General features: G+C 50.1%; 17 protein-coding genes and 2 pseudogenes. 6 read left to right on the top strand and 13 right to left on the bottom strand.

Annotated features, from left to right (window positions below):
- Positions 1-2: 2 nt before the first annotated feature.
- Together alsS and budA are read right to left on the bottom strand one after the other, a co-directional pair.
- On the bottom strand, positions 3-1,682 hold the full coding sequence (gene alsS / locus ACKI5T_RS12370; RefSeq protein ID WP_407437781.1) for an acetolactate synthase AlsS: 1,680 nt from the start codon (positions 1,680-1,682) through the stop codon (positions 3-5).
- A 13-nt stretch (positions 1,683-1,695) separates the two neighbouring features.
- Positions 1,696-2,475: an acetolactate decarboxylase gene (budA, locus tag ACKI5T_RS12365; RefSeq protein WP_407437779.1), complete on the bottom strand. Its 780-nt coding sequence runs from the start codon at positions 2,473-2,475 to the stop codon at positions 1,696-1,698.
- A 105-nt stretch (positions 2,476-2,580) separates the two neighbouring features.
- Between budA and ACKI5T_RS12360 the strand changes: the two genes are divergently transcribed.
- Entirely contained in the window at positions 2,581-3,462 is an 882-nt protein-coding gene (locus ACKI5T_RS12360) for a LysR substrate-binding domain-containing protein (protein ID WP_407437777.1), read from the top strand.
- A 63-nt stretch (positions 3,463-3,525) separates the two neighbouring features.
- On the opposite strand, the gene ACKI5T_RS12355 is transcribed toward ACKI5T_RS12360, so the two are convergent.
- From ACKI5T_RS12355 to ACKI5T_RS12335, 5 genes are all read right to left on the bottom strand, one after another.
- On the bottom strand, positions 3,526-4,542 hold the full coding sequence (locus ACKI5T_RS12355; RefSeq protein ID WP_407437775.1) for a LacI family DNA-binding transcriptional regulator: 1,017 nt from the start codon (positions 4,540-4,542) through the stop codon (positions 3,526-3,528).
- Between the two features lie 28 nt (positions 4,543-4,570).
- The gene (locus ACKI5T_RS12350; RefSeq protein ID WP_407437773.1) at positions 4,571-5,980 is read right to left on the bottom strand and encodes a sucrose-6-phosphate hydrolase; all 1,410 of its coding nucleotides are present in this window, start codon (positions 5,978-5,980) and stop codon (positions 4,571-4,573) included.
- Positions 5,980-7,350, bottom strand: a complete 1,371-nt coding sequence (locus ACKI5T_RS12345) for a sucrose-specific PTS transporter subunit IIBC (protein WP_407437771.1) — start codon at positions 7,348-7,350, stop codon at positions 5,980-5,982. The genes ACKI5T_RS12350 and ACKI5T_RS12345 overlap by 1 nt, the downstream gene beginning before the upstream one ends.
- A 67-nt stretch (positions 7,351-7,417) precedes the next feature.
- Positions 7,418-8,935, bottom strand: coding sequence for a carbohydrate porin (locus ACKI5T_RS12340; protein WP_407437770.1), 1,518 nt, complete (start codon positions 8,933-8,935; stop codon positions 7,418-7,420).
- A 171-nt stretch (positions 8,936-9,106) separates the two neighbouring features.
- On the bottom strand, positions 9,107-10,003 hold the full coding sequence (locus ACKI5T_RS12335) for an aminoimidazole riboside kinase (protein WP_407437768.1): 897 nt from the start codon (positions 10,001-10,003) through the stop codon (positions 9,107-9,109).
- 224 nt (positions 10,004-10,227) lie between these two features.
- Here ACKI5T_RS12335 and tam point away from each other — a divergent pair, with 224 nt between their 5' ends.
- Together tam and ACKI5T_RS12325 are read left to right on the top strand one after the other, a co-directional pair.
- A complete protein-coding gene (gene tam / locus ACKI5T_RS12330; protein ID WP_407437766.1) occupies positions 10,228-10,986 on the top strand; it encodes a trans-aconitate 2-methyltransferase in 759 nt (252 codons plus the stop codon).
- A gap of 38 nt (positions 10,987-11,024) precedes the next feature.
- A pseudogene (locus tag ACKI5T_RS12325) lies at positions 11,025-11,204 on the top strand (VOC family protein); the annotation flags it as partial.
- Positions 11,205-11,217: 13 nt separating this feature from the next.
- Here the strand turns inward: ACKI5T_RS12325 and ACKI5T_RS12320 are convergent.
- On the bottom strand, positions 11,218-11,703 hold the full coding sequence (locus ACKI5T_RS12320; protein ID WP_407437765.1) for a GNAT family N-acetyltransferase: 486 nt from the start codon (positions 11,701-11,703) through the stop codon (positions 11,218-11,220).
- A gap of 95 nt (positions 11,704-11,798) precedes the next feature.
- On the opposite strand from ACKI5T_RS12320, the pseudogene ACKI5T_RS12315 reads away from it, so the two are divergent.
- Positions 11,799-12,203, top strand: a pseudogene (locus ACKI5T_RS12315) (GNAT family N-acetyltransferase); the annotation flags it as partial.
- 128 nt (positions 12,204-12,331) lie between these two features.
- Here ACKI5T_RS12315 and ACKI5T_RS12310 read toward each other — a convergent pair.
- From ACKI5T_RS12310 to ACKI5T_RS12300, 3 genes are all read right to left on the bottom strand, one after another.
- Positions 12,332-12,868: a GNAT family N-acetyltransferase gene (locus ACKI5T_RS12310; protein ID WP_407437763.1), complete on the bottom strand. Its 537-nt coding sequence runs from the start codon at positions 12,866-12,868 to the stop codon at positions 12,332-12,334.
- Between the two features lie 75 nt (positions 12,869-12,943).
- On the bottom strand, positions 12,944-16,060 hold the full coding sequence (gene kexD, locus ACKI5T_RS12305; RefSeq protein WP_407437761.1) for a multidrug efflux RND transporter permease subunit KexD: 3,117 nt from the start codon (positions 16,058-16,060) through the stop codon (positions 12,944-12,946).
- Between the two features lie 37 nt (positions 16,061-16,097).
- Positions 16,098-17,009 (bottom strand): ABC transporter six-transmembrane domain-containing protein, encoded by a 912-nt coding sequence (locus tag ACKI5T_RS12300; RefSeq protein WP_407437760.1) that lies wholly within the window; start codon positions 17,007-17,009, stop codon positions 16,098-16,100.
- Positions 17,010-17,858: 849 nt separating this feature from the next.
- Between ACKI5T_RS12300 and ACKI5T_RS12295 the strand changes: the two genes are divergently transcribed.
- Positions 17,859-18,560: a response regulator gene (locus tag ACKI5T_RS12295; RefSeq protein ID WP_032611657.1), complete on the top strand. Its 702-nt coding sequence runs from the start codon at positions 17,859-17,861 to the stop codon at positions 18,558-18,560.
- On the top strand, positions 18,557-19,618 hold the full coding sequence (locus ACKI5T_RS12290) for an ATP-binding protein (protein WP_407437758.1): 1,062 nt from the start codon (positions 18,557-18,559) through the stop codon (positions 19,616-19,618). Before ACKI5T_RS12295 ends, ACKI5T_RS12290 begins: the two co-directional genes overlap by 4 nt.
- Before the next feature lie 17 nt (positions 19,619-19,635).
- On the opposite strand, the gene ACKI5T_RS12285 is transcribed toward ACKI5T_RS12290, so the two are convergent.
- Together ACKI5T_RS12285 and ACKI5T_RS12280 are read right to left on the bottom strand one after the other, a co-directional pair.
- On the bottom strand, positions 19,636-20,550 hold the full coding sequence (locus tag ACKI5T_RS12285; RefSeq protein ID WP_407437756.1) for an ATP-grasp fold amidoligase family protein: 915 nt from the start codon (positions 20,548-20,550) through the stop codon (positions 19,636-19,638).
- A gap of 201 nt (positions 20,551-20,751) precedes the next feature.
- A partial coding sequence (locus tag ACKI5T_RS12280; protein WP_407437972.1) for a helix-turn-helix domain-containing protein occupies positions 20,752-20,916 on the bottom strand: 165 nt, incomplete at its 5' end.

Genomic DNA, 20,916 nt, shown 5'->3' with positions numbered 1-20,916 from the left:
ATTCACAAAATCTGGCTGAGATGGAGTTGGCCCATCAGCAGCGCGTTATCGCTGTAGTCGACGGGAATGGCCACCACGGCCGGGCCATCGACATCCATCGCTGCACGGAGCGTCGGTTCAAGCGCGTCGGCGCTTTCCACGGAAAAGCCTTTTGCACCGAAGGCGTCGGCATAGACTTTAAAATCGACCGGGCCGAACTCCACGCCCGAAAGACGCTGGTATTTTTTCTCTTCCTGAATTGCCACCATGTTGTAGGCGTTATCCACCCAGATGATGTGCAGCACGTTGGCGTTGAGACGCACAGCGGTTTCCAGCTCCATGCTTGACTGAAGGAAGCCGCCATCGCCTGATACCGAAACCACCTTCCGACCCGGATTCACTAACCACGCACCAATGGCCCACGGTAGCGCGACGCCCATAGTCTGCTGGCCATTGGAAATCATCACCTGACGTGCCCGGAAGCTGTAGAGATAACGGGCGATCCAGATGTGAAAACTGCCCATGTCGACCGTGAGCGTCACGTCGTTGTTCACGATGTCCTGCATCGCCCGGACGATGCGCAGCGGATGCAAGGCAAACTGGTTGAGCGATGCACCACGGCGATCGAGCAGATCGCGCTGATGCTGACGATCAACAAGAATTTCTGACGCACGTGGACTGAGCTCAAGCTTCTGCACGATTCGGCTCGCGAGCAGATCCAGCGTGGCGGCAATGTCCCCTATCAGCTCCAGATCGGGCACGTAGTTGCGTTCTTCATAGGCTGGGAGGACATCAATGTGCACCAGCCTGGCATCGCCGCGGTTCCACATGGAAGGTTCGTATTCAACGGGGCTGTAGCCGATGCAGATAATCAGGTCGGCCAGATGCAGCAGCCTGTCGCCGGCTTGATTATTGAAGAGTCCGACGCGCCCGGCAAAACGGGTGAAGTGCTCCTGGTTCACGGCTCCGGCGGCCTGATAGGTGCTGGTAACCGGGATACGGCTTTTTTCCAGCAGCTTACGCAACGCTACGCTGTTCGCGGGCTGGCTGGCCATCAGCCCCAGCAAGATCACCGGATTTTTGGCGTTTTCGATTAGCTTCGCCACGTCATTAATGGCCGATTCCGGCGCAGGGCCCATCATGGCGGCGGTGCTGGCAGGGAGAATCGCCCCTGTGACGGGCTGATCGACAATATCCTGCGGCAGGCTGACAAACGCCCCACCCGGCCTGCCCTGTTCTGCGGCGCGAAAGGCGTTCGACACAGCTTCGGCAATAGCGTCTGGTGAATTGACCTCAACGGCATATTTTGTGACAGGGCTGAACATGGCAACGGTGTCCATACTCTGGTGCACCAGTTTGGCTTTATCCGCCCGCTTCACGGCGCCCCCCAGCGCAACCACCGGATCGCCTTCGCTGTTAGCCGTAGCGATGCCGGTAATCAGATTCGAACAACCCGGCCCGGAAGTGACCAGCGCCACTCCAGCTTTACCGGTTAGCCGACCCACCGCCGCCGCCATAAACGCCGCGTTCGCCTCGTGACGCACGGGAATGATCTCGATGGAGGAATCCAGCAGGGAATCGAAAACTTTGTCGATTTTTGCGCCCGGAATACCGAAAACCTGCTTCACCCCCTGCGCTTCCAGCTGGCCGACAATCATATCGGCGCCATGTGCCCACTGCCGTATCTGTTTATCACTGTTCACGGTGGTTCTCCTGTTAGTTTTCTACGGAACGGATCGCTGCATCCAGATTGCTGGGGTGGAGATCAGCCTGTAAAAAAGCACTGTCGGCAGGCAGGTCAATCATCAGCTTGTGAATTTCACCAAAGGTCAGCACACCGTTTTCTAACTGGTAGTCGAGCAGATGCCCCCCACCCTGACGATCGTCGGTAATGAAATGTTCGTGATAACCTGCCACGTTAATGCCCTGCATATGCTGCGGCGTACGGAACCCGACCAGCACGCCTTCGCGGTGGTTAAAGCGAAACACCGGCTGGTCGTCCAGCACATCGGTCATCGCCCGGTATGGCGGCGTCTGGCGTGGAACGGTTCGGGTGTGCGCATGGTGGAAACTCCCGTCGATACGTAAGGCGCAGAACAAATTATCTGAGGGGATTTGCTGGTCGATCACCTCATGGACTTGCTGTCGATTCACCGGTGTATCGAAGGTTTTGCGGTATTGAGGCTGAAACCAGGTCATTACTGCGAAAGGTGTTTTCTGCTCGGGTTTGGCGGCTCGGGCGCTGCCGTCGGCGCGCAATTGATATACCTGGCTGCTGAAGGCAATCATTTCGCCGTCCAGCTCATTGAACGTGCCCAGACCAAAATCGCCGTGTGCCAGCAGTTCGGCGATGGTGGTCTCCCCTTCGTACACGCCGCTCAGCAGAGCGCTCATAAGCGATGTCTGGTAGATCACGCTGTCAGGATGTTGGGCGGAAAACCCGCGCAGGGTCTCGCACAAACTGGCCTCACAGTCGCATGCAGATGAATGCAACATCGTATTCGTCCTCTTCAACTTTATTTAGAAAGGTTAAATAAATGTTGACCCGATTCAGCGGAGAGTTCCAATATAGATCCCATGCTGGTTTGAGACGTTTTAGATATGGAACTTCGTTATCTGCGGTATTTTGTCGCCGTTGCACGTGAGCGACACTTCACCAAGGCAGCCAAAGCGCTGGGTATTTCTCAGCCTCCTCTGAGTCAGCAGATCAAACGGCTTGAGGATGAAGTTGGCACACCGTTGTTCAGGCGCCTGACACGAGGTGTGGAGCTAACCGAGGCGGGAGAAGCCTTTTATGAAGACGCCTGTAAAATCCTGGCGCTGAGCGATGCCGCGCTGGAAAAAGCCCGAGGTATCGCGCGCGGGCTGAACGGCAGTCTGTCGATCGGAATCACCAGTTCGGACGCCTTTCATCCCAAAATATTCGCGCTTATCCGAAAATATCAGAAACAGAATATGGCTGTGCGTGTTTACCAGGTAGAGGCCAATATGTCATCGCTGACGACTATGCTGGCGGAAGGTGAACTGGATATCGCCTTTGTGCGTCTACCGTGCGAGAGCAGCAAGGCGTTTGAAGTGAAAGTCCTCGACCGAGAACAAATGATGGTCGCGTTACATCGCAACCATCCGCTTGCAGAAAGTGGTGATGTAGCCCTGGAGCAATTGCGGGATACGCCGATGGTGTTATTCCCGCAGGAGATTGCTCCGTGCTTGTACGACAGCGTTTACGGTTGCTGCGAGCGAGCCGGAATTGATATGCAGAAAATATTGCAGTCGTCACAGCTTTCCTCTTCCATAAGCATGGTGGCCGCAGGCTGTGGGTTCGCCATGGTACCGGAGTCGATGGCAGCCATTTCACCGCCAAGTGTCACCTATCATGCGTTGAGCTCACCTGGGATCGATACTGATATCGCCCTTTGCTGGCGGCGGTTTGAACGTTCGCACACAGTGAAGCGTTTTATATCTACCATGAATGAGGAATAACTTTAGCGTAGTGACGTACTATGGCGTTGTATGCTCATTCAAAAGCTGGAAAGAACCGCAGGATCACCCTGCCGTTTTATGCCGCCGTTGGAGCGTTGCATCGAGCTTGCGTTGCAGCGGATCAGGAACGTCCCCTTCAATCAACTTGCCAATCAAATCAAAGCAGTGCCACGCCAGTTGGCGATTATCCTGGCGTATCGTATCAATCGGGATGGCCAGAGAATCGTAAAGATAGTGATCGTCAAAACTGGCCAGTCGCATATCACTTTGCAACAGATTGTGCTGGCCCATGTAGCGCAACACCCCTTCGAGTAAGCCACAGGCAGCCGTGAAAACGGCCTTCGGTGGACGCCCCAACTGCGCACACAGCGCGGCGAACATCTCGTAGCCGGAACTTGGATGATAGTTCCCGTGAATAATCCATTCCGGACGCAAGGTGACGCCTGCCTGCGCTAACCCCTGCTTGAATCCTTCTAAACGATCGCGCGTCGGCGAAAGCCGCGGTTGCCCTCCGAGAAAATAGATTTCATCCGGATGCTGCCGAGCGATGTCGGCGACGAGTTCACGGGTTGGCGTAATGGAGTCGGTAATCACCTGCGGTAACGAACTGTCATTCATATGTCGGTCAAACAGCACGATGGGCAGTTGTTCGCTCAGCTTTTGGTAGTCGGCGTCATTCAACATGCTCGAGGCTACAATCAAACCATCGACCTGCCGGGAAACCATATTGTTGACCACCACGGTCTCTTGCCCCGGGTTTTCGTCCGTACAGGAGATAAGCAACTGGACGCCGGCTTCGCGGCACAGCGTCTCCAGCTCATGAGAAAAATCTGCAAAGCCGTAGTTGGTGATTTCTGGCACGACCAGCCCGATAGTATGGCTACGATTATCCCGTAGCGATCGCGCATGAATACTGGGCTGGTAGTGATTCTGTTTTGCAATGGCAAGCACGCGATCGCGCGTTTCTTCTGCGACACGTAATTCTTTGCTGCGACCATTCAAAACCAGACTGGCGGTCGCTTTCGATACGCCCGCCAGTTCTGCTACGTCTTTAATGGTGATGCGTTTTGTTTTTCTCACAACGACTTAGACCCGGCTGCCAAAACCCTCATTCTATCATGCTAGCGCGAAGCGACCAGTAGCGTAATGTGATGACGGACGCACCTTCGAAGCGTATTTGCGCCGGATGGCCCGGGAAATAGCGGCTGCTCATCACGCCCTCGCCTTCATTAATGAAAATTTCGACACTGGATCTGTCGCATAAAACGCGCAAAGAGGTGACCTTTCCGTCCCAGTAACGCGTCAATACCTCATCGTTGCGCAGGCTTTTTCGTTCCAGCTTAATCCCCTTTTCGTCCAGGCAGAGCCACAGCGTATTGGCGAAGTTCACCTTCACCGCCGCGTCAGTTTTAAGCTCGAACTCAAGACGCCCGGCGTCCAGCGCGGGGGCTGACGCTGCGTTTCCGTGCCAGCTTTGCTCTTCCTCGCGCAGCTGTTGCAATTCACGAATCGGTGTTTGCCAAAGCTTTCCGTCGCGGAAATGCAGCTCGCGCGGACACGTCATCTGATGGATCCAGCCGTGTTCGCAGGTTGGCTGCAGTATCTCTTCTCCGTCCGGAACGCCCATCCAGCCAATCAGGATCCGACGGCCATCTGCCGCTAATGTCGTTTGCGGCGCATAAAATTCAAACCCGGCATCCAGTTCGTGCAGTGCGCCATGTTCAAATTTCGCATCGTCATAGTGAAAATTGCCGCTCATCCAGGTAGAGGGATAGGTATTGCGATAGCGATGCGGTTCGCGCGCCAGTCCCTGCGGGCAGCAGATCAACACGTGCGTATCATCCAGTTCGAACAGGTCAGGACACTCCCACATATAACCTGCATCGGCCAGGCCGTTCACGCCGTGGCCCGCGATCTCGCCGCAGGACTGCCAGCTGTGTAAATCAGCAGACTGATACAGCAGCACTTTGCCGCGCTTTTGTAAATCCTGTGCGCCCAGCACCATGTACCACTGCCCATCGTGCTGCCACACTTTTGGGTCGCGCACATGGCCGGTATAACCCTCCGGTAGCGGCAATACTGGACCGAGCTTATCGAAACCACCGGCTTCATTTTGTACTGCCAGGCATTGCCATGCGGTGCGACTGCCGTCATCAAATTTGACGTTGCCGGTATAGCACAGCGTCAAAACGCCCTGATTATCCACGGCGCTACCGGAGTAGCAGCCGTTACGGTCGTATTCTTCATCCGGCATCAGCGCCATCGGTTCATGCTGCCACTGCACTAAATCAGCCGAACTCCAGTGGCCCCAGCATTTGTAACGATGATCGCAGCCCAGCGGGTTCCACTGATAGAACAGATGGTAACGTCCGGCAAACCAGATAAAACCGTTGGGATCGTTCATCAATCCGGTCACCGGCGCAAGATGCCACTGAGGATAATGATCGTCAGTTAACGCTTGCGGTTGGCCTTTCATGATGGCCTGCAGTACCGCAGGCCAGCGAGAAGTCATCGTCATTATTCAGAGTCCGTTTTGTATTTCAGCAGTAAAGACAGCGCAAAGGCGACGCCAAAAGCAATGACCATGCCGATGATGTAGTTCAGCAGCGAGTTCGCCTGCACAATCGCCATGCCTGGAATCGCCGTCAGGCCCACTGCCGTCATATAAACATGTACCGAAACCACCCACGCGCCGCCCGCTGCACCACCAATCAACGCGGCAATAAACGGCTTCACAAAGCGAAGGTTAATCCCGAAGATGGCTGCCTCGGTGATACCGAGCATGGCAGAAAATGCGGACGGTAAGGTTATCGCTTTAATTTTCGCGTCCTTAGTTTTAAACCACACGGCCAGACACGCCCCGCCTTGCGCCACGTTCGCCATCGCCCAAATCGGCAGCAGGAAGTTAACACCAATCGACGGATTTCCCAGCAATCCCGCTTCGATAGCGTGGAAACTGTGGTGGATACCAGTGATGACAATCACCGAGTACAGGCCACCGAATAACAGCCCTGCCAGCCAACCCGCATGTTCAATCAGCGTGCTCAGTACGAACGAGATGCCGTCACCCAGTGCGCGGCCCGCCGGGCCAATAATCAGCAATGCAATAAAGCCGGAAATAATCACGGTGAAAAACGGCGTGAGAATTAAGTCCAGTGCATCCGGGATCACGCGGCGGAGTTGTTTTTCAACATGGCTCATAAACCACACAGCCAACAGCACCGGGAATACCGTACCCTGGTAACCGATCATGGCGATGTCGAGACCAAAAAAGTCCATGGTATGGAAGCCCGATGCCACACCCCAGGCGTTGGTCAACGCCGGATGCGTCAGGATGCCGCCAAGCGTCGCGCCCAAGTACGGGTTGCCGCCAAATTCACGGGCGGCGGTAAAACCAATCAGGATCGGCAAAATGATAAACGCTGCTGAACTGCACATGTCGAGCATGATGTAGATCGCGTTGTCAGCATTCACCCAACCGTAGGTTTTTACCATTCCCAGCAAGCCCATCAGCAGACCCGATGCGACGATGGCAGGAATAATCGGCACGAAAATATTCGACAGCAGACGCGCGATACGCTGGAACGGATTCAGCTTACGCGCCGCGATGTCGGCGGCTTCAGACTTGGTGGATTCACCTATGCCAGTGGCCTGAATGAACGCCGCGTAGACTTTATTCACCACGCCGGTGCCGAAAATGATCTGCATTTGCCCCGCGTTGCGAAAACACCCTTTGACCCCGTCAACCTTGCCGATCGCCTGCTGGTCAGCCAACGCATCATCGACCAGGACCAGGCGTAAACGCGTGGCACAGTGCGCCGCGCTGGCAATGTTCTCTTTTCCACCGAGCAGCGGAATCAGCGCGTGGGCAACTTTATCGAAATCCATAGACACCTCTACCTGAACGTATTTTTATGATGTAAGTGACGCCCCCGCCAGGCGGGAGCGTGAAGGGTTAAAACCAGGTTTCCATCTGTACCCCAAAGTTCCATTCCCCACCTGCGTTGAAGCCGCTGCTGCCAAAGGCGTCATCGCTGGCGTACTTATCCAGTTTGCTGCTCCAGTCCATCCATGTCGCATACAACCGTAATTCAGGACGGCTGAAGAAATCGCCAATCTTGCCCGCTTTTAACGTCGGTGCGAAGGTCAGTTTGTAGAAGCTGCCGTTCACCGCGTTGCGGTCTTTGTAGCCTTCTGGATTCAAATCCATGTATTGATAGCTGCCCTCAAAGGCGAGTGCGAAGTTTTGCGTCACTTCCTTGATAAGGCGCGTATTGAGCGTGACCCATTCGTAGCTGTCGCCTTTGATGTAACGATCTTTACTGCTCTGTGCCAGCAGTGCTGGAGCGATATGCCATCCGCCGCCGAGAGGCGTGACACCGTAACTTGCGAAGCGCCAGGTATCCGCTTCAGACAGCAAAGCCCCGTCCGAACCGATACTTTTCACTTCGGCACCCAGACCATGCCCGTACAGCACTGCCGTTTTGGCAGAACCTTCACGCAGGCCGTAGAAGCTGTCGTTATGCAACCCGACCAACGCATGAACACCTTTATTCGCGGCATCGGTTTTGATCAGATCGCCGTTAGCATCCTGACGGTCGTCGTTGTCCTTGGCACGCATCCCGCTCACCATCACCTGCAGCGGACCCGCAAAGTGATTCATGCTCAGAATGTAGTTTTGAACGTTGTTGTCGATCTCTTCTTCGCTGCCAAAGTTACGCCCGTAAATGGCGAAATTGCTGCGGAAATTGTCATCCCATTTGACGTCATAGACCCCACCGCCGGTCCCGGCCAGGAACACCACGTCAGAATCGAGCCAGTGGATGTCGAAGTTATCACGGTCAAAACGCTTACCTGCCCAGAAGGTACTGCTCTTCAGCGGGCCGCTGAAATCAGGCAAGCTGCCCAGCTCTGCAAACGCCTGACGAATATTCAGATCGCTGGAGTCGGCTGACCAGTCGTTATAGGTTTTTTGGCCATCCGCGAGCATGGCTTTAAAGCGCGTCGTCGCCCCGCTTTCCAGCGTCTGTTTGTGTTCGACATTCAGCTCAACGTAAGTGTCCGCCTCGTTACCCAGTCGTCCCACTGCGCCGCCCGTTTCACCGGCGGGAGTCAGATACGGACCACTTTTACTGCTGGATGCTGCGTCGTTCATCAGCAATCCTGAGCGAGCATAACCGTGAAACTCGAACCCGCTGGTTAAGTCTGATTTCTTCTCTAACGCAGCGGTGCGCTGTGCGACGTCGTGGGTGCTGGTTTGCGTTTGCTGCTGAACGGCCACGAGTTGTTGCGTTTTTTGTTCTGCGGCGGCCGCCCGTTTTTCAGCCGCCGTTGCACGTCCTTCGGCCTCCTGGAGGCGTTGTTCAAGCGCGGCAAGACGGTGTTCGATACTGTTCATATCCGTCTGAGCATACACAGAAGCGCTTCCGGCCAGCATGCCAATCATCACGGCAAGTCTGCGTTTTTTATACATTTTGTCGCATCCCTAAAAGAGGTTATTGAAAGTTGCTAAATTGCTAAACCGGTTTAGTTTGGAGATACTAAACCGCTCAATTTTGCTTGGGCAACTTTTTTTGCTAAACCGTTTTAGTAAATGTGACCCGCACGACAATTCAGACCGAGGCGCCGCGGCGGACAGGTCCTTTTAATCCAGGTCGCGTCGATAGGGTAATGCGGTCATCGCCCCTTTGGCCGTCGTGGCAAGCGCACCGCAGCGCTGCGCTTGCGCAATGATGGTTGGGAAATCGGATGTTCCGCTCGCCAGGCCATACAGCATCCCAGCGACAAAAGCATCACCTGCACCGGTGGTATCCACGCTCTTGACCACTGGGGCGCCATAGGTGGTGATCTGACCGTTGTGCCAGGCGACAACGCCCTCTTTACCCAACGTAACCAGCACTGTCGGCACCGCGTATTGATCCACTAACAGCCTCAGGCCCTCCTCGACCGCGAGTTGCCCGGTAAGAAACGTTAACTCTTCTCGCGACAGCTTAACCATGTCGGCTTTGCGTAATGTCTGATCAAGACAGTCACGCAAAACGTGGGCGTCCTGCCAGAGATCGGCTCGAATATTGGGATCAAAACTGACTAGCCCGCCCGCCTTTTTAACGGCATCCATCGCCTGAAACGTAGTAGAGCGACTCGGTTCGGCGCTTAGCGCAATGGAACAGGTGTGCAGCCACTGCCCCTGCTGGAAAGCGGGTAAATCCAGGGGTGACAAGAACAGGTCGGCGCTGGGGCGAACCATAAAGGTAAACGAACGCTCGCCGTCGGGCTGCAATTCCACAACCACCGTCGATGTACGTTGCTGCGCATCGAAATACAGAGAATCCACGCTCACATTCTCGGCGATCAGCGTTTGTTGCATAAAGCGTCCAAACGGGTCGTCGCCCACTCGGCCAATAAAACCGCTCTCACCGCCTAAACGCGCAACGCCGACCGCCACGTTGGCAGGCGCCCCGCCTGGACATTGCAGCAATCGTCCTTCGCCATCGGGCAACAAATCGACAACCGCATCGCCCAGAACCCATATTTTCTTCATGACGCTCACCTTTAGCTAAATTTGTTAAACCGGTTTAGCTATTTAAGCACAACATCTGAAAACGGGAAATAGTGGTGAGAAAATGATGAGAATCAGACACGCATTAGCTGACACCATCGCAAGAAGAATTGCTGCGCCGATGGTATGGTTGAGTTGAGCGTCGAAACAGACCAAAAATAGCGGATCATCTACACTTTTTGTACAAGCAACCCGGAGATGTGCGCATGGCTGACTGGAATCCCTCTTTATATCTGCAATATGGCGCGGAACGAACGCGTCCGGCTTCGGAATTACTCGCGCGCATTGCGCTCGACGATGTGTCAGATGTGCTCGACTTAGGCTGCGGCCCTGGCAACAGCACCGCCCTTTTACATCAACGCTGGCCGTTGGCCCGGATTATGGGTGTCGATAATTCGCCTGCGATGCTGGAACAGGCGCGCGTTGCGGTGCCTGAATGTCGCTTCATTGAGGCTGACGTCCGGCAATTTAAGCCAGAACACGCGGTCGATCTCATTTACGCCAACGCCTCGCTGCAGTGGGTGCCAGATCATTACGCGCTGCTCCCCCACCTCATTTCCCAGCTCAAACTCAATGGCGTTCTGGCAGTACAAATGCCCGATAACGTAGATGAACCCAGCCATGTTCTGATGCGAGAAGTCGCTTACGAACAGGGCTATCCGAATCGTGCCCGTGAACCGCTGCCCGGCATTCATGCTTACTACGATATTTTGACGGAAGCCGGTTGCGATGTGGATATCTGGCGGACAACGTACTATCACAAGATGAGCTCCCATCAGGCCATTATTGACTGGGTCAGTGCAACGGGGTTACGTCCGTGGATGCAGGAATTAAGCGAACATGAACAGCTGAAGTTTCTGGAGCGGTATCATGAACTGCTGGTCCAGCAGTATCCGATTCAGGAAAATGGACAGATATTACTGGCCTTTCCACGACTGTTTTTCGTTGCCAGACGAGAGCCTTAATTCGGGAATGACGATACCGAGCAAACCACAGTACTGCCCGGAGACATCGTTATTTTATTTTTTATATGTACGTTGATGATGCAGTTAGTTTGGTAAATGAGATGGTCGACGCTGGCGCGACTACTCTGCAAGAACCCACTGAAATGTTCTGGGGTGATTTAAAAGCACGCTTAAAAGTTCCCTTTGGCTTTATCTGGGATATTGCTCAGAAAATGTAACGAAACCGCCCGTTTATCGGGCGTTATTATCAATAATGATTGCCATATCGATACAGCGCAGTTCTGCTCCTGCAAGCTTTGAAACATAGCGATTTTCACCGAGCGTGGTGAATCCTTGTTTCAGATAAAAAGCGTGCGCATTGGGCGTCGATGAGAGTGTTATCCGTTTTATTCCCCGTCGGTGCGCTTCCTCTTTTATCGCTGTAATAATCTTCCCGGCCAGCCCTTTGCCCGTCGCGTTCGGCACAGTAAATACGGCCTCCACGCTGTTTATCGCCAGATCAAGATAACCGGTTGCGACCGGTTCGCCATTTTCATCAACGGCAACGTAAAAAGGATTGTCGATAACCACCTGACGATAGCTTTCCGGCATCAGATCGGGTGTCCAGCGATCGATAACCTCGGCGTCATAACTGCTCTGACAGCCTGCGCGAATCGCCTGATTGCGAATTTGCCACAGTTTTTCAGCTTCCTCAGGTACTGCACGTCTTAAGGTCATTCATTCCTCTGCTGTTCAGGCTTTTTAGAATGTGGTACTCATGAAAATAGCAGAAGGTAAACAAAAACATAACGACTAAAAAGGGAGATCCTGACATGGCCACGCCCACGCTCACCACGGAACGTTTGTTACTTAAACCGTTAGAAACAACGGATGCAGAGCAAATTCAGACGCTTTATCCGCGCTGGGAAATTGTTCGCTATATGGTCGCCAGCGTGCCCTGGCCCTATCCACCCAACGGTGCGGAGTATTACGTCAATCACGTCGCGCTGCCGGATGTCGAAAAAGGAATCGCCTGGTTTTGGTCGATTCGTCGACATGAAAATCCAGAAGAATTGATAGGGCTCATCTGCTTGTACGACGAGGAAGATAACAATCGCGGGTTCTGGCTTGCGCCGGAATGGCAGAGCCAAGGCTTAATGCGCGAAGCGAGCATTGCCGCCACGGATTATTGGTTTAACACGCTCAACAGACCGCTCCTTCGGGCGCCAAAAGCGGCTATCAAGGGGTCAGTTTGGATATCGAAAATTATTGTACGTTAAGGTCGTTTTTTGTACATCAGATCTATGATATGGAAACCAGGTTGACAGGAAGTGTTGAGCGAAGAACTGACATTTTTCTTAGTCCTCTACTTTGTCCATTCTTTATGCAATAGCGCATAGATGTTTGTGTCGTCATATCTTGCCTTTCCATCCTCGTTTTCAAAGGCGACAAACTCTTTAAAACAACCTTCATGCCGCATATGCAAACGTTCACAGAGTTTTTGAGAGGCCAGATTGTAAACTTCTACCCAGGCATACAAACGCCTGGCATCTTTTACTTTAAATAAATAATCAAATAGTGCAGCAACTGACTCGCTCGCATATCCCTGACGTTCATAACGTTGATTAAAATGCCAGCCCACTGACCAGGTATTGCTGTCTGGCTCGTCGCTATTGTCCGCAAAAAAATGTCCGATTAACGTATCAGTTTCTTTTAGACAAACGGCAAACTGCGCTGGGTCCGTGGCTCGTTTAGCCACGTCGCTCTCCGCCTCGGCTAGCGAATGTAACTTTTCATCATTAAAGCAAGGAGCACGTGGTGAAGAGAGGTAATCGAAAAGTGCTGCCGCATCCTCTGCCTTAAAAGGGCGAATGATTAACCTTTGAGTGACAATGATGTTCATAATGTCCTTGATAATGTTATGCCAGCCAGTTCAGCAAGAAACCTGCTTTAAACTGGCCGGGACACAGGGCAGAGATTAGCCGTTCCGGCTATTCCCAGGTCTGCCTTTTTGCATGCCAGTAAATCGGGTGATCGTCACGAAAAATACCGGAACAAAGAAAATGGCCAGTAGCGTTCCGCTAATCATCCCGCCGAATACACCGGTGCCAATCGCATGCTGCGTGCTGTCGCTGGCTCCACTGGCGAGCATCAGCGGAACAACACCTAATGTGAAAGCCAGAGAAGTCATGAGTATTGGCCGCAAGCGCTGCTTTGCTGCCATCAATGTCGCATCAATAAGGCTCTTTCCTTCATTCATCAATTGTCTCGCGAACTCGATAATCAGAATCGCATTCTTGGCGGAAAGTCCAATCAGGGTTATCAGGCCCACTTTGAAAAAGACGTCATTCGTCATATTCGTAACGGATACGGCAAGCACAGCGCCAAGCAGCCCCAGAGGAACAACGAGCATGACCGCGAAGGGAACGGACCAGCTTTCGTAAAGCGCAGCCAGCACCATGAATACCACCAGTACCGAGAGCACAATAAGACCCGGAAGCTGTGATGCGGACTCCCTTTCCTGTAACGAACTTCCCGCCCACTCACCGGCGAACCCCGGTGGTAAGTGCTTAGCCAGCTTGTCCATTGCCGCCATTGCGGTACCCGACGATTTTCCCTGTGCGGCACTCCCGGTAATGCGTATGGCAGGATATCCCTGATAGCGGATCAGCTGCTGCGGTGCAATATTCCATGAAAGCGTCACAAAAGTGGATAACGGAAGCATCTGCCCCAGACGGTTTTTGACAGACAAAGCCAACAGTTGTTCTGGTTGCATCCGGTACGGCGCATCCGCCTGGACGATAACCTGCTGAACCCGGCCATTATTGGTATAGTCATTAACATAATTGGAACCTGTTGCAACGGAAATGGTTTGATTTATCTCATCAAACGACACCCCCATGGCCTCCGCTTTTTCCCTGTCGATATGCAGGGCAAGGCTTGTACCCTCACCAAGCCCATCAATATAGACATCAGCAAGTTGAGAATTATGATTTGCCTGCACAATAAGTTCATCGGCAGCCTTCTTGAGTGCCTGATATCCTTTCCCGCCTCTGTCCTGTAAATAGTAAGTGAACCCGGATGAGGTTCCCATATCAGAAATGGCCGGAGGCAGCAGACTCATCGTCACCGCGTCCGGCACGTTTGCCATTTGGGACTGAATATGGTCGGCTTCTTCCTGTGCCGTGGTTCCTTTGCGTTGTTTCCAGTCCTTAAGGGTGGTGAATGCCATGGCCGAATTTTGACCTGATCCTGAGAAACCAAATCCTAGGATCATAATGTTACTTTCTACCGCCTGACGCTGGGCGATCTCCTCTTCAAATGTATCGACAACCTTAAGTGTCCGCTGCATCGTGGCATCAGAAGGGAGCTGGATTGAGGACATAAAATAGCCCTGATCTTCATCAGGTAAAAATGATGATGGTAAGGAAGACAGACCGGCAAACAATGCCAAACATAATGCAGCGTAGATCATCATCATACGGCCGGTACGCTTCAAAACAAATCCCAGACCAGTGGCGTAAAACGAAGTCAGGCGATGAAAGTGAGCGTTAAACCACGTAGAAAATGCGCTGCTTTTACCCTGATGAATACCATGTGGTTTGAGCAAGGTTGCACAAAGCGCAGGGGTTAACGTCAGTGCCAGGAATGCGGACAGTAAAATGGATATCGCCATCGAAATGCTGAACTGGCGATAAATAATACCCACGGATCCGCTGGCAAAGGCCATAGGTATAAACACCGCAGTAAGCACCAGCGTAATGCCAATGATGGCCGGCGTAATTTCACGCATCGCTTCTCGCGTGGCATCCTGTGGAGACATTTTTTTGTCTTCCATTAGTCGTTCGACGTTTTCTACTACCACAATCGCGTCGTCAACAATAATCCCGATGGCCAGCACCATTCCAAACATGGTTAAAATATTGATGGAATAACCGCTTAATAGCATTACGGTAAAAGTGCCGAGCAGCGCCACGGGGGCCACAATCGCAGGAATAAGCGTGCAGCGTATCTTGTGGAGGAAAAGCAGCATCACGAAAAAGACCAGAACCATGGCTTCAACAAATGTCTCAACGACCTTCAATATCGATAGCTTTACAAACGGAGCCGTATCGAAAGGCACGGTGAATGTCATTCCCTCGGGAAGTACACCGGACAGTTCTGTTAACCGTGCGCGGATACCCGACGCAGTACTAATCGCATTTGCGCCAGGAGACAATTGAATGGCGGCTGCCGTTGCTGGCACGCCATTTTCACGGATCCCAAATGCATAACTTTGTAACCCGGATTCCACGCGGGCAACGTCTGCCAGTGTAACCCTGGCGGCGGAGACCTGTGATTTAATCGTGATATTGCGAAATTCTTCAACCGAAGAGAGTTGCCCTTTTACCGTTATTGGATAGGTCACACCTTGCCCGCTAGCCGCAGGTTCATCTCCGGTTCTGCCCGGTGAAACAATCACGTTTTGTTGACTGATGGCGCTTAATACATCCGTAACAGAGATCCCATAGCTGTGTAATTTCATCGGGTCCAGCCATATTCGGAGTGCCTTTTCTCCTCCAAAAAGCTGGACTTTACCTACACCGGGCACGCGCCGGAGTTCATCAGTAACATTCCTGGCAAAATAATCGCTTAAGTCAGCTTCCTGATAGTCTCCGTTTTGGGATTTTAATCCCACCATCATTAAAAAACCTGAATTAGCTGCCTCAACACTTATCCCATTCTGTCTTACCGACTGCGGCAGGCGAGATTCCACGATTTTAATTTGGTTTTGCAGATCCATCTGGGCGAGTTTGATGTCGGTTCCGGGTTTGAAGGTTACAGTAATTGACGCCATCCCCGTCGTGTCACTGGAAGATTCAAAATAGAGTAAATTGTCAACACTCGCAATTTCACGCTCGATCAGAGACACGACGGACGTATTCATCACTTCCGGGCTGGCGCCAGGATAACTCACTGAAATGATAATGCCGGGCGGCGCAACGGCAGGGTATTGCGCAACCGGTAAACGAGGAATAGACAATATTCCTGTCAGAACAATAAACAGGGCGATAACCCATGCGAAGATGGGGCGCTCAATGAAAAAGTGCGGCATCAGGTATACTTCCAGTTAACATACAAAGGGTAAAAATTCAGCATGGTTTTCCTGATAAAGAGGTCTCATCGTCTGTCGAAACCCGTTTACCGATATCCCTGAGCTGGGAAAATTTCTCAAGAAGTTGTGGTGCATCATCCAGGCTTGTTGCAAACATCCACATATAGGTCATGACGGAATAAATATGTCCGGCATTAATTCCGGATTCCATGCTCATCCTGATAATGGTCATGGAAAAGAGAGCCGAGACCAGAAGGCCTATGCATAAATATCCTAATGCCTCTCTGTCGGATAACACCACGCGCAGGCGGGCAAGTGTGTCGTAATGTCGCTTAAGAGCACCTAAAGACGCCTTGTTAACATAATCGACCTCTTTCTCAAGGCGATTGTTCAGCCGCCTGTAGAATGTCTCATTTTTGCAGGCATAGCTTGAGGCGAAACACATCAGTATTGCCACGATGATCAAACAGGCTATACCTGTCCAGAACTCAATCCATAACAGCATAATTGCTGCGCCGAAAAGGGAAATGATCGAGGTGATCAATACGGGAAGGTGCAACTCGAAGAAATCCACAAATTCACGGGACAGAGTGACTCTCGCAGCAATAGTCGAGTGATTAAGTGAATATTTTCGCTGGGCTAATACTACAGTCACAGCAAGACTTGCGTAGATACGTGCAAACGTTCGCGTATCTACACTACGTCTGGTGGCTCCCATGCACCACATGAACAGAACCATCAGGCCATAAAGAGCCGCATTTGACGTCTGTCCGCCCAGAATGGCATTTATCGCCATGCCCGCCAAAATGGGATAGAGCAGGAATGCAACGTTTTCAGCAATTACCAGCATGAACGTAATGCACAATTTCTTTCGATTCCGCCAGGCAAGTCTCTTAAGTGAGACAGAAACCCCGGGGGCTGTAGATCTTTTGTTGCTTTCATTAATCATGATAAATGTGTATTAAGCATCGGAGTGTAAAAGTATTCTGCCGTTGGTTAATTATTTCAACCTAGTGAAACGAGGCAACATAATAGAGTTGTCATAAAAATATGCGCTAAGTGTAACGTCATGATGTCCATAGTGAATGGATGTTTTGTGGAGGATATGTGTACACACTCCTGAAGTTATGCATTATGCATTATGCATGACAATGCATAATATCAAACCATTCTTATGTATAAACAAAAAGGGAGTCCGCAAAAGTAGATCAATAAAAAAGATTCATAATAAAAAACAAAGTCATAAATATCTGGGTAAGTATTCAAAAACAGATGGAATGCAATGATGATATCTATAAATAGAAAAACCAGACCGAATGACATTACAATTAAATATTTTAAAACCCCAGATTTTTTATGAATAGTAAGTGATATTACAGCAATGATAATCAAAACACGAATCAGTAAAGATGAGGGTAAAGTGGATTCTACTTTTTCATTGATTGCATGCACAAGGTGAAGCCAGGCAGATAATAACACATATGTAACGATGCAAAATAAAAGTGAGGCCATCAAATTCTCACGTCGGAAAAAAAATTTAGTCAACGTCATAACACTCTTTAGACAACAGTACAAACCCTCAACATGGTTGTAGATTATTGCTTAGTGATGTTGATTAATTATTTATGAAATGTGTAGTGGATATGGAGAGCGTGGCAGGTTAAGTTTTCAATGACTTTTTAATGAACTTTTTCAAACAATATCTGTCAAATAAAGCCAAAATGAAAAATCTTTAAGCATGACGATAAAAGGTCTTTCAGGGTAAAATGTATGGTGTCATCAGCACTGTGGAAAAAATATGAACAATAATCTGATTATCGTCGCAGAAGACGATGATGACATCGCCGCCATACTGACGGGCTATTTAAATAAGGCAGGTATGAAAACCCTGAGAGCTGAAGATGGCGAGCAGGCGATCAACCTTACTCGTCAACACAAGCCCGACCTTCTGCTGTTGGATATTCACCTGCCCGTATATGATGGCTGGAATGTTCTTACAACGTTAAGAAAGGAAACTAATGTCCCTGTCATCATGGTCACAGCACTTGATCAAGACGTTGATAAACTGATGGGACTACGGCTCGGGGCTGATGACTATGTGATAAAACCCTTTAATCCATCAGAGGTTATTGCCAGGGTTGAAGCTGTACTTCGCAGAACCAGACCGGTTGCAGAGTCTACACATTCACGGCCTTTAAGAACGCCTTTTATAACGATTTATCCTGATGAGTTTTACGTTGAAATCACTGCTCAAGGTGAGGTTTCCACGCCAGTATTAACCACCACAGAGTTTAAGCTCCTGACCTATCTGGCGAGAAACCCGAGAAAAGTTTGTTCTCGCGAAGAGTTACTCGATGCGTGTTTGCCTGAGGGAGACTCGTTGGATCGCACTGTAGACAGTCATATGAGTAAACTTCGGAAAAAGCTTGAACATGCCGGGTTGAAGGGCATTCCGGAAAGCATCCGAGGATTAGGCTACCGGTTGGGTGACAAAAAATGAACAAAGAAACGATCCTAAGTCGTCAGATTTTGACATATATGTTGTCGCTAACCTTTGTGATTATTGTCATTGCTGTACTCGGTTCGTACTTATTTTATAGTTTCTTGATTGACTACCTACCGGGAGGGATGGCCGCAGGCAATGAAGATAATATGACATTCCTGGACTGGATGTGGATCTTGATCGCTTCCATCACTAGTCTGGTGGTTTCACTCTTTTTTACCGTAAAACTGTCTTCAAGAATATTAAAACCCCTGAATGAAGTGGCTTACAGCCTGAAACAAATCTCTCAGGGAAATTTGAGCGCGAGAGCATATAGCCGGGGCTCGCAGTTAGGTGAGATGAATAAACTCGTCGATGACTTTAATGAAATGGCGGAAAAATTGCAGACGCTGGATGCACAGAGAAATTTATGGAATGCTGCCATCGCACATGAACTCCGAACACCGGTAACTATTTTACGGGGAAGGCTTCAGGGACTGGTTGACGGCGTATTCGAACCAGAACCGCTGCTGTTCAGAAACCTCCTTAAACAAACTGAAGGCCTGACTAACTTAATCGAGGATCTCCGCGTCGTGAGTTCCTCTGGAGGAGCAGGATATTCCTTGAAGCTCAGTGAAGTTGAACTTGCGACACTGATCACCAGTGCGCTTGATACCTTTTTACCCGACTTTGAAACAAAACGCTTTAACATAGTGACTGAACTCAGCTGTCAGCGTTGTATCTGCGATCCTTTACGTATTACTCAGTGCCTGGCCGCTCTTTTTGACAATGCCTTAAAATATTCCACATCACAAACGCTTTTAGTAAAGAATGGTATTGTGGGAAACGATAATTTTATTATCGTTCAGGACAAAGGACCTGGAATTCCTGAAGAACTCCAGAAGTCCTTATTCCAGCCTTTTCAGCGAGGAGAATATGCTAAAAATGTTAATCCAGAGGGCTGTGGTTTAGGGTTGTCGGTAGTTAAAGCAATTATGCGTGCCCACGGCGGAGATGTTAGCTATGGTATAACGCAAGAAAATGGCTCACTTTTCAAACTCTCATGGCCTGTTTAAGGGCATGAATAAACAGGCTAGATTGGGCCTGTTTTAGCAAGAGACAGATCCCACATACTCCCGAGTTTGGCGTCCCAGATTGCAGGGGTGATTTTAAGCTTGCCTCTTTTGGGACTTAAAGTTATTTCGCTGAAATAGATATCTTCTCCTTTTAGCATAAGATCGACGCGGCAGTAGTCTATCTCTTTTGCTAACTCCTGGGCAGCAATAACAGATTGATGAAAAGATTCTGGTTCATCAACCGGGGATGGCGTATTTGGGTACTCCATCTGAAAGGGTTGTAAATTCCACGATCTGTCATAAACGTTAATGAATCCGTTTCCATCACTGTCAGTAAAATCGGCCTCGATAAAACATGCAACACCGTGAAAACAATGAACTCTTATCATTTCTGGAGTTACATTCCTGTTTTTGTTGAAAAAAATATCAAGGTACATTTCGCAGAGAATCACAGGTTGTATATTTTTATACTGCCATTCTCGGGTCGTATAATACATATTCTTTTTAAGCGATAGTTTTAATTTGTTTTTAACCGTAATGGGATCAAAATCCGTTCTGTCCGTGCATATGACCGTGCTACCACTATCATGATTGCATTTCAAAACAAACTTAGGGGGGAGTTTGTCGAAATCAATATCATCAACTCTGTTATAAACACCTACTAAAGGATTAAGCTTGATTAAATTTGTCCGCTTTTCAACATACTCTCTGACCAGAAGCTTATCAGCAAGCATTGTATAAAATGGGTCGTGTCTAAATAAAATGCGATGGCAAATTTTCTCATTAAGCGTTACTGGGTTACGAAAGTCCGGATATGTTCCAGATATCTTGGTTAGCCTGTCTGCATGAAATGAAATATCATTGGTTAAAATTGCTCTGCATTTCCTCAACAAATACTCAATATATTTGATTTGATGGTTTATTTTGTTCATAACATCTCCTGTTCAGAAAGGAAATTCTGACAGAGGATTATTGATTTATATTTGGCAAATTATGGAGATTATATGTAGCGATATGCTTCCTTATTAACAGAAATTAATCCGAACCATTGTCCACTCCTGGCATACTGCGGACTTGATCATACTACTAACCTCTAAAGCCATACCGCAAATAAACACCGCTATCCCTGCTTTTCAGGTTGGTTCATTATTTTTATATAGCGATTGTATCCGACAAACCTGCGAAGCACTGTAGCCTGTTGCATCTGCGGTTTCGCGGATGCTCAGTTTCTTGACCTGCCGGTAGTACATGACTTTTTGATGCCGTTCCTGATCGGCCTGCTTCCCCCGGTATTTACC

The sequence above is a fragment of the Lelliottia sp. genome, from assembly GCF_045627565.1.
In the GTDB taxonomy this organism is placed as follows: Bacteria; Pseudomonadota; Gammaproteobacteria; order Enterobacterales; family Enterobacteriaceae; genus Enterobacter.
This window is presented reverse-complemented; position numbering and strand designations above follow the sequence as displayed.

Coding starts and splice junctions, on each gene's coding strand:
- ACKI5T_RS12340 (WP_407437770.1), bottom strand. CDS start 8,935: ATGTATAAAAAACGCAGACTTGCCGTGATGATTGGCATGCTGGCCGGA.
- ACKI5T_RS12350 (WP_407437773.1), bottom strand. CDS start 5,980: ATGACGATGACTTCTCGCTGGCCTGCGGTACTGCAGGCCATCATGAAA.
- budA (WP_407437779.1), bottom strand. CDS start 2,475: ATGTTGCATTCATCTGCATGCGACTGTGAGGCCAGTTTGTGCGAGACC.
- ACKI5T_RS12360 (WP_407437777.1), top strand. CDS start 2,581: ATGGAACTTCGTTATCTGCGGTATTTTGTCGCCGTTGCACGTGAGCGA.
- ACKI5T_RS12285 (WP_407437756.1), bottom strand. CDS start 20,550: ATGAACAAAATAAACCATCAAATCAAATATATTGAGTATTTGTTGAGG.
- ACKI5T_RS12345 (WP_407437771.1), bottom strand. CDS start 7,350: ATGGATTTCGATAAAGTTGCCCACGCGCTGATTCCGCTGCTCGGTGGA.
- ACKI5T_RS12295 (WP_032611657.1), top strand. CDS start 17,859: ATGAACAATAATCTGATTATCGTCGCAGAAGACGATGATGACATCGCC.
- kexD (WP_407437761.1), bottom strand. CDS start 16,060: ATGCCGCACTTTTTCATTGAGCGCCCCATCTTCGCATGGGTTATCGCC.
- ACKI5T_RS12310 (WP_407437763.1), bottom strand. CDS start 12,868: ATGAACATCATTGTCACTCAAAGGTTAATCATTCGCCCTTTTAAGGCA.
- ACKI5T_RS12290 (WP_407437758.1), top strand. CDS start 18,557: ATGAACAAAGAAACGATCCTAAGTCGTCAGATTTTGACATATATGTTG.
- ACKI5T_RS12320 (WP_407437765.1), bottom strand. CDS start 11,703: ATGACCTTAAGACGTGCAGTACCTGAGGAAGCTGAAAAACTGTGGCAA.
- ACKI5T_RS12300 (WP_407437760.1), bottom strand. CDS start 17,009: ATGATTAATGAAAGCAACAAAAGATCTACAGCCCCCGGGGTTTCTGTC.
- tam (WP_407437766.1), top strand. CDS start 10,228: ATGGCTGACTGGAATCCCTCTTTATATCTGCAATATGGCGCGGAACGA.
- ACKI5T_RS12335 (WP_407437768.1), bottom strand. CDS start 10,003: ATGAAGAAAATATGGGTTCTGGGCGATGCGGTTGTCGATTTGTTGCCC.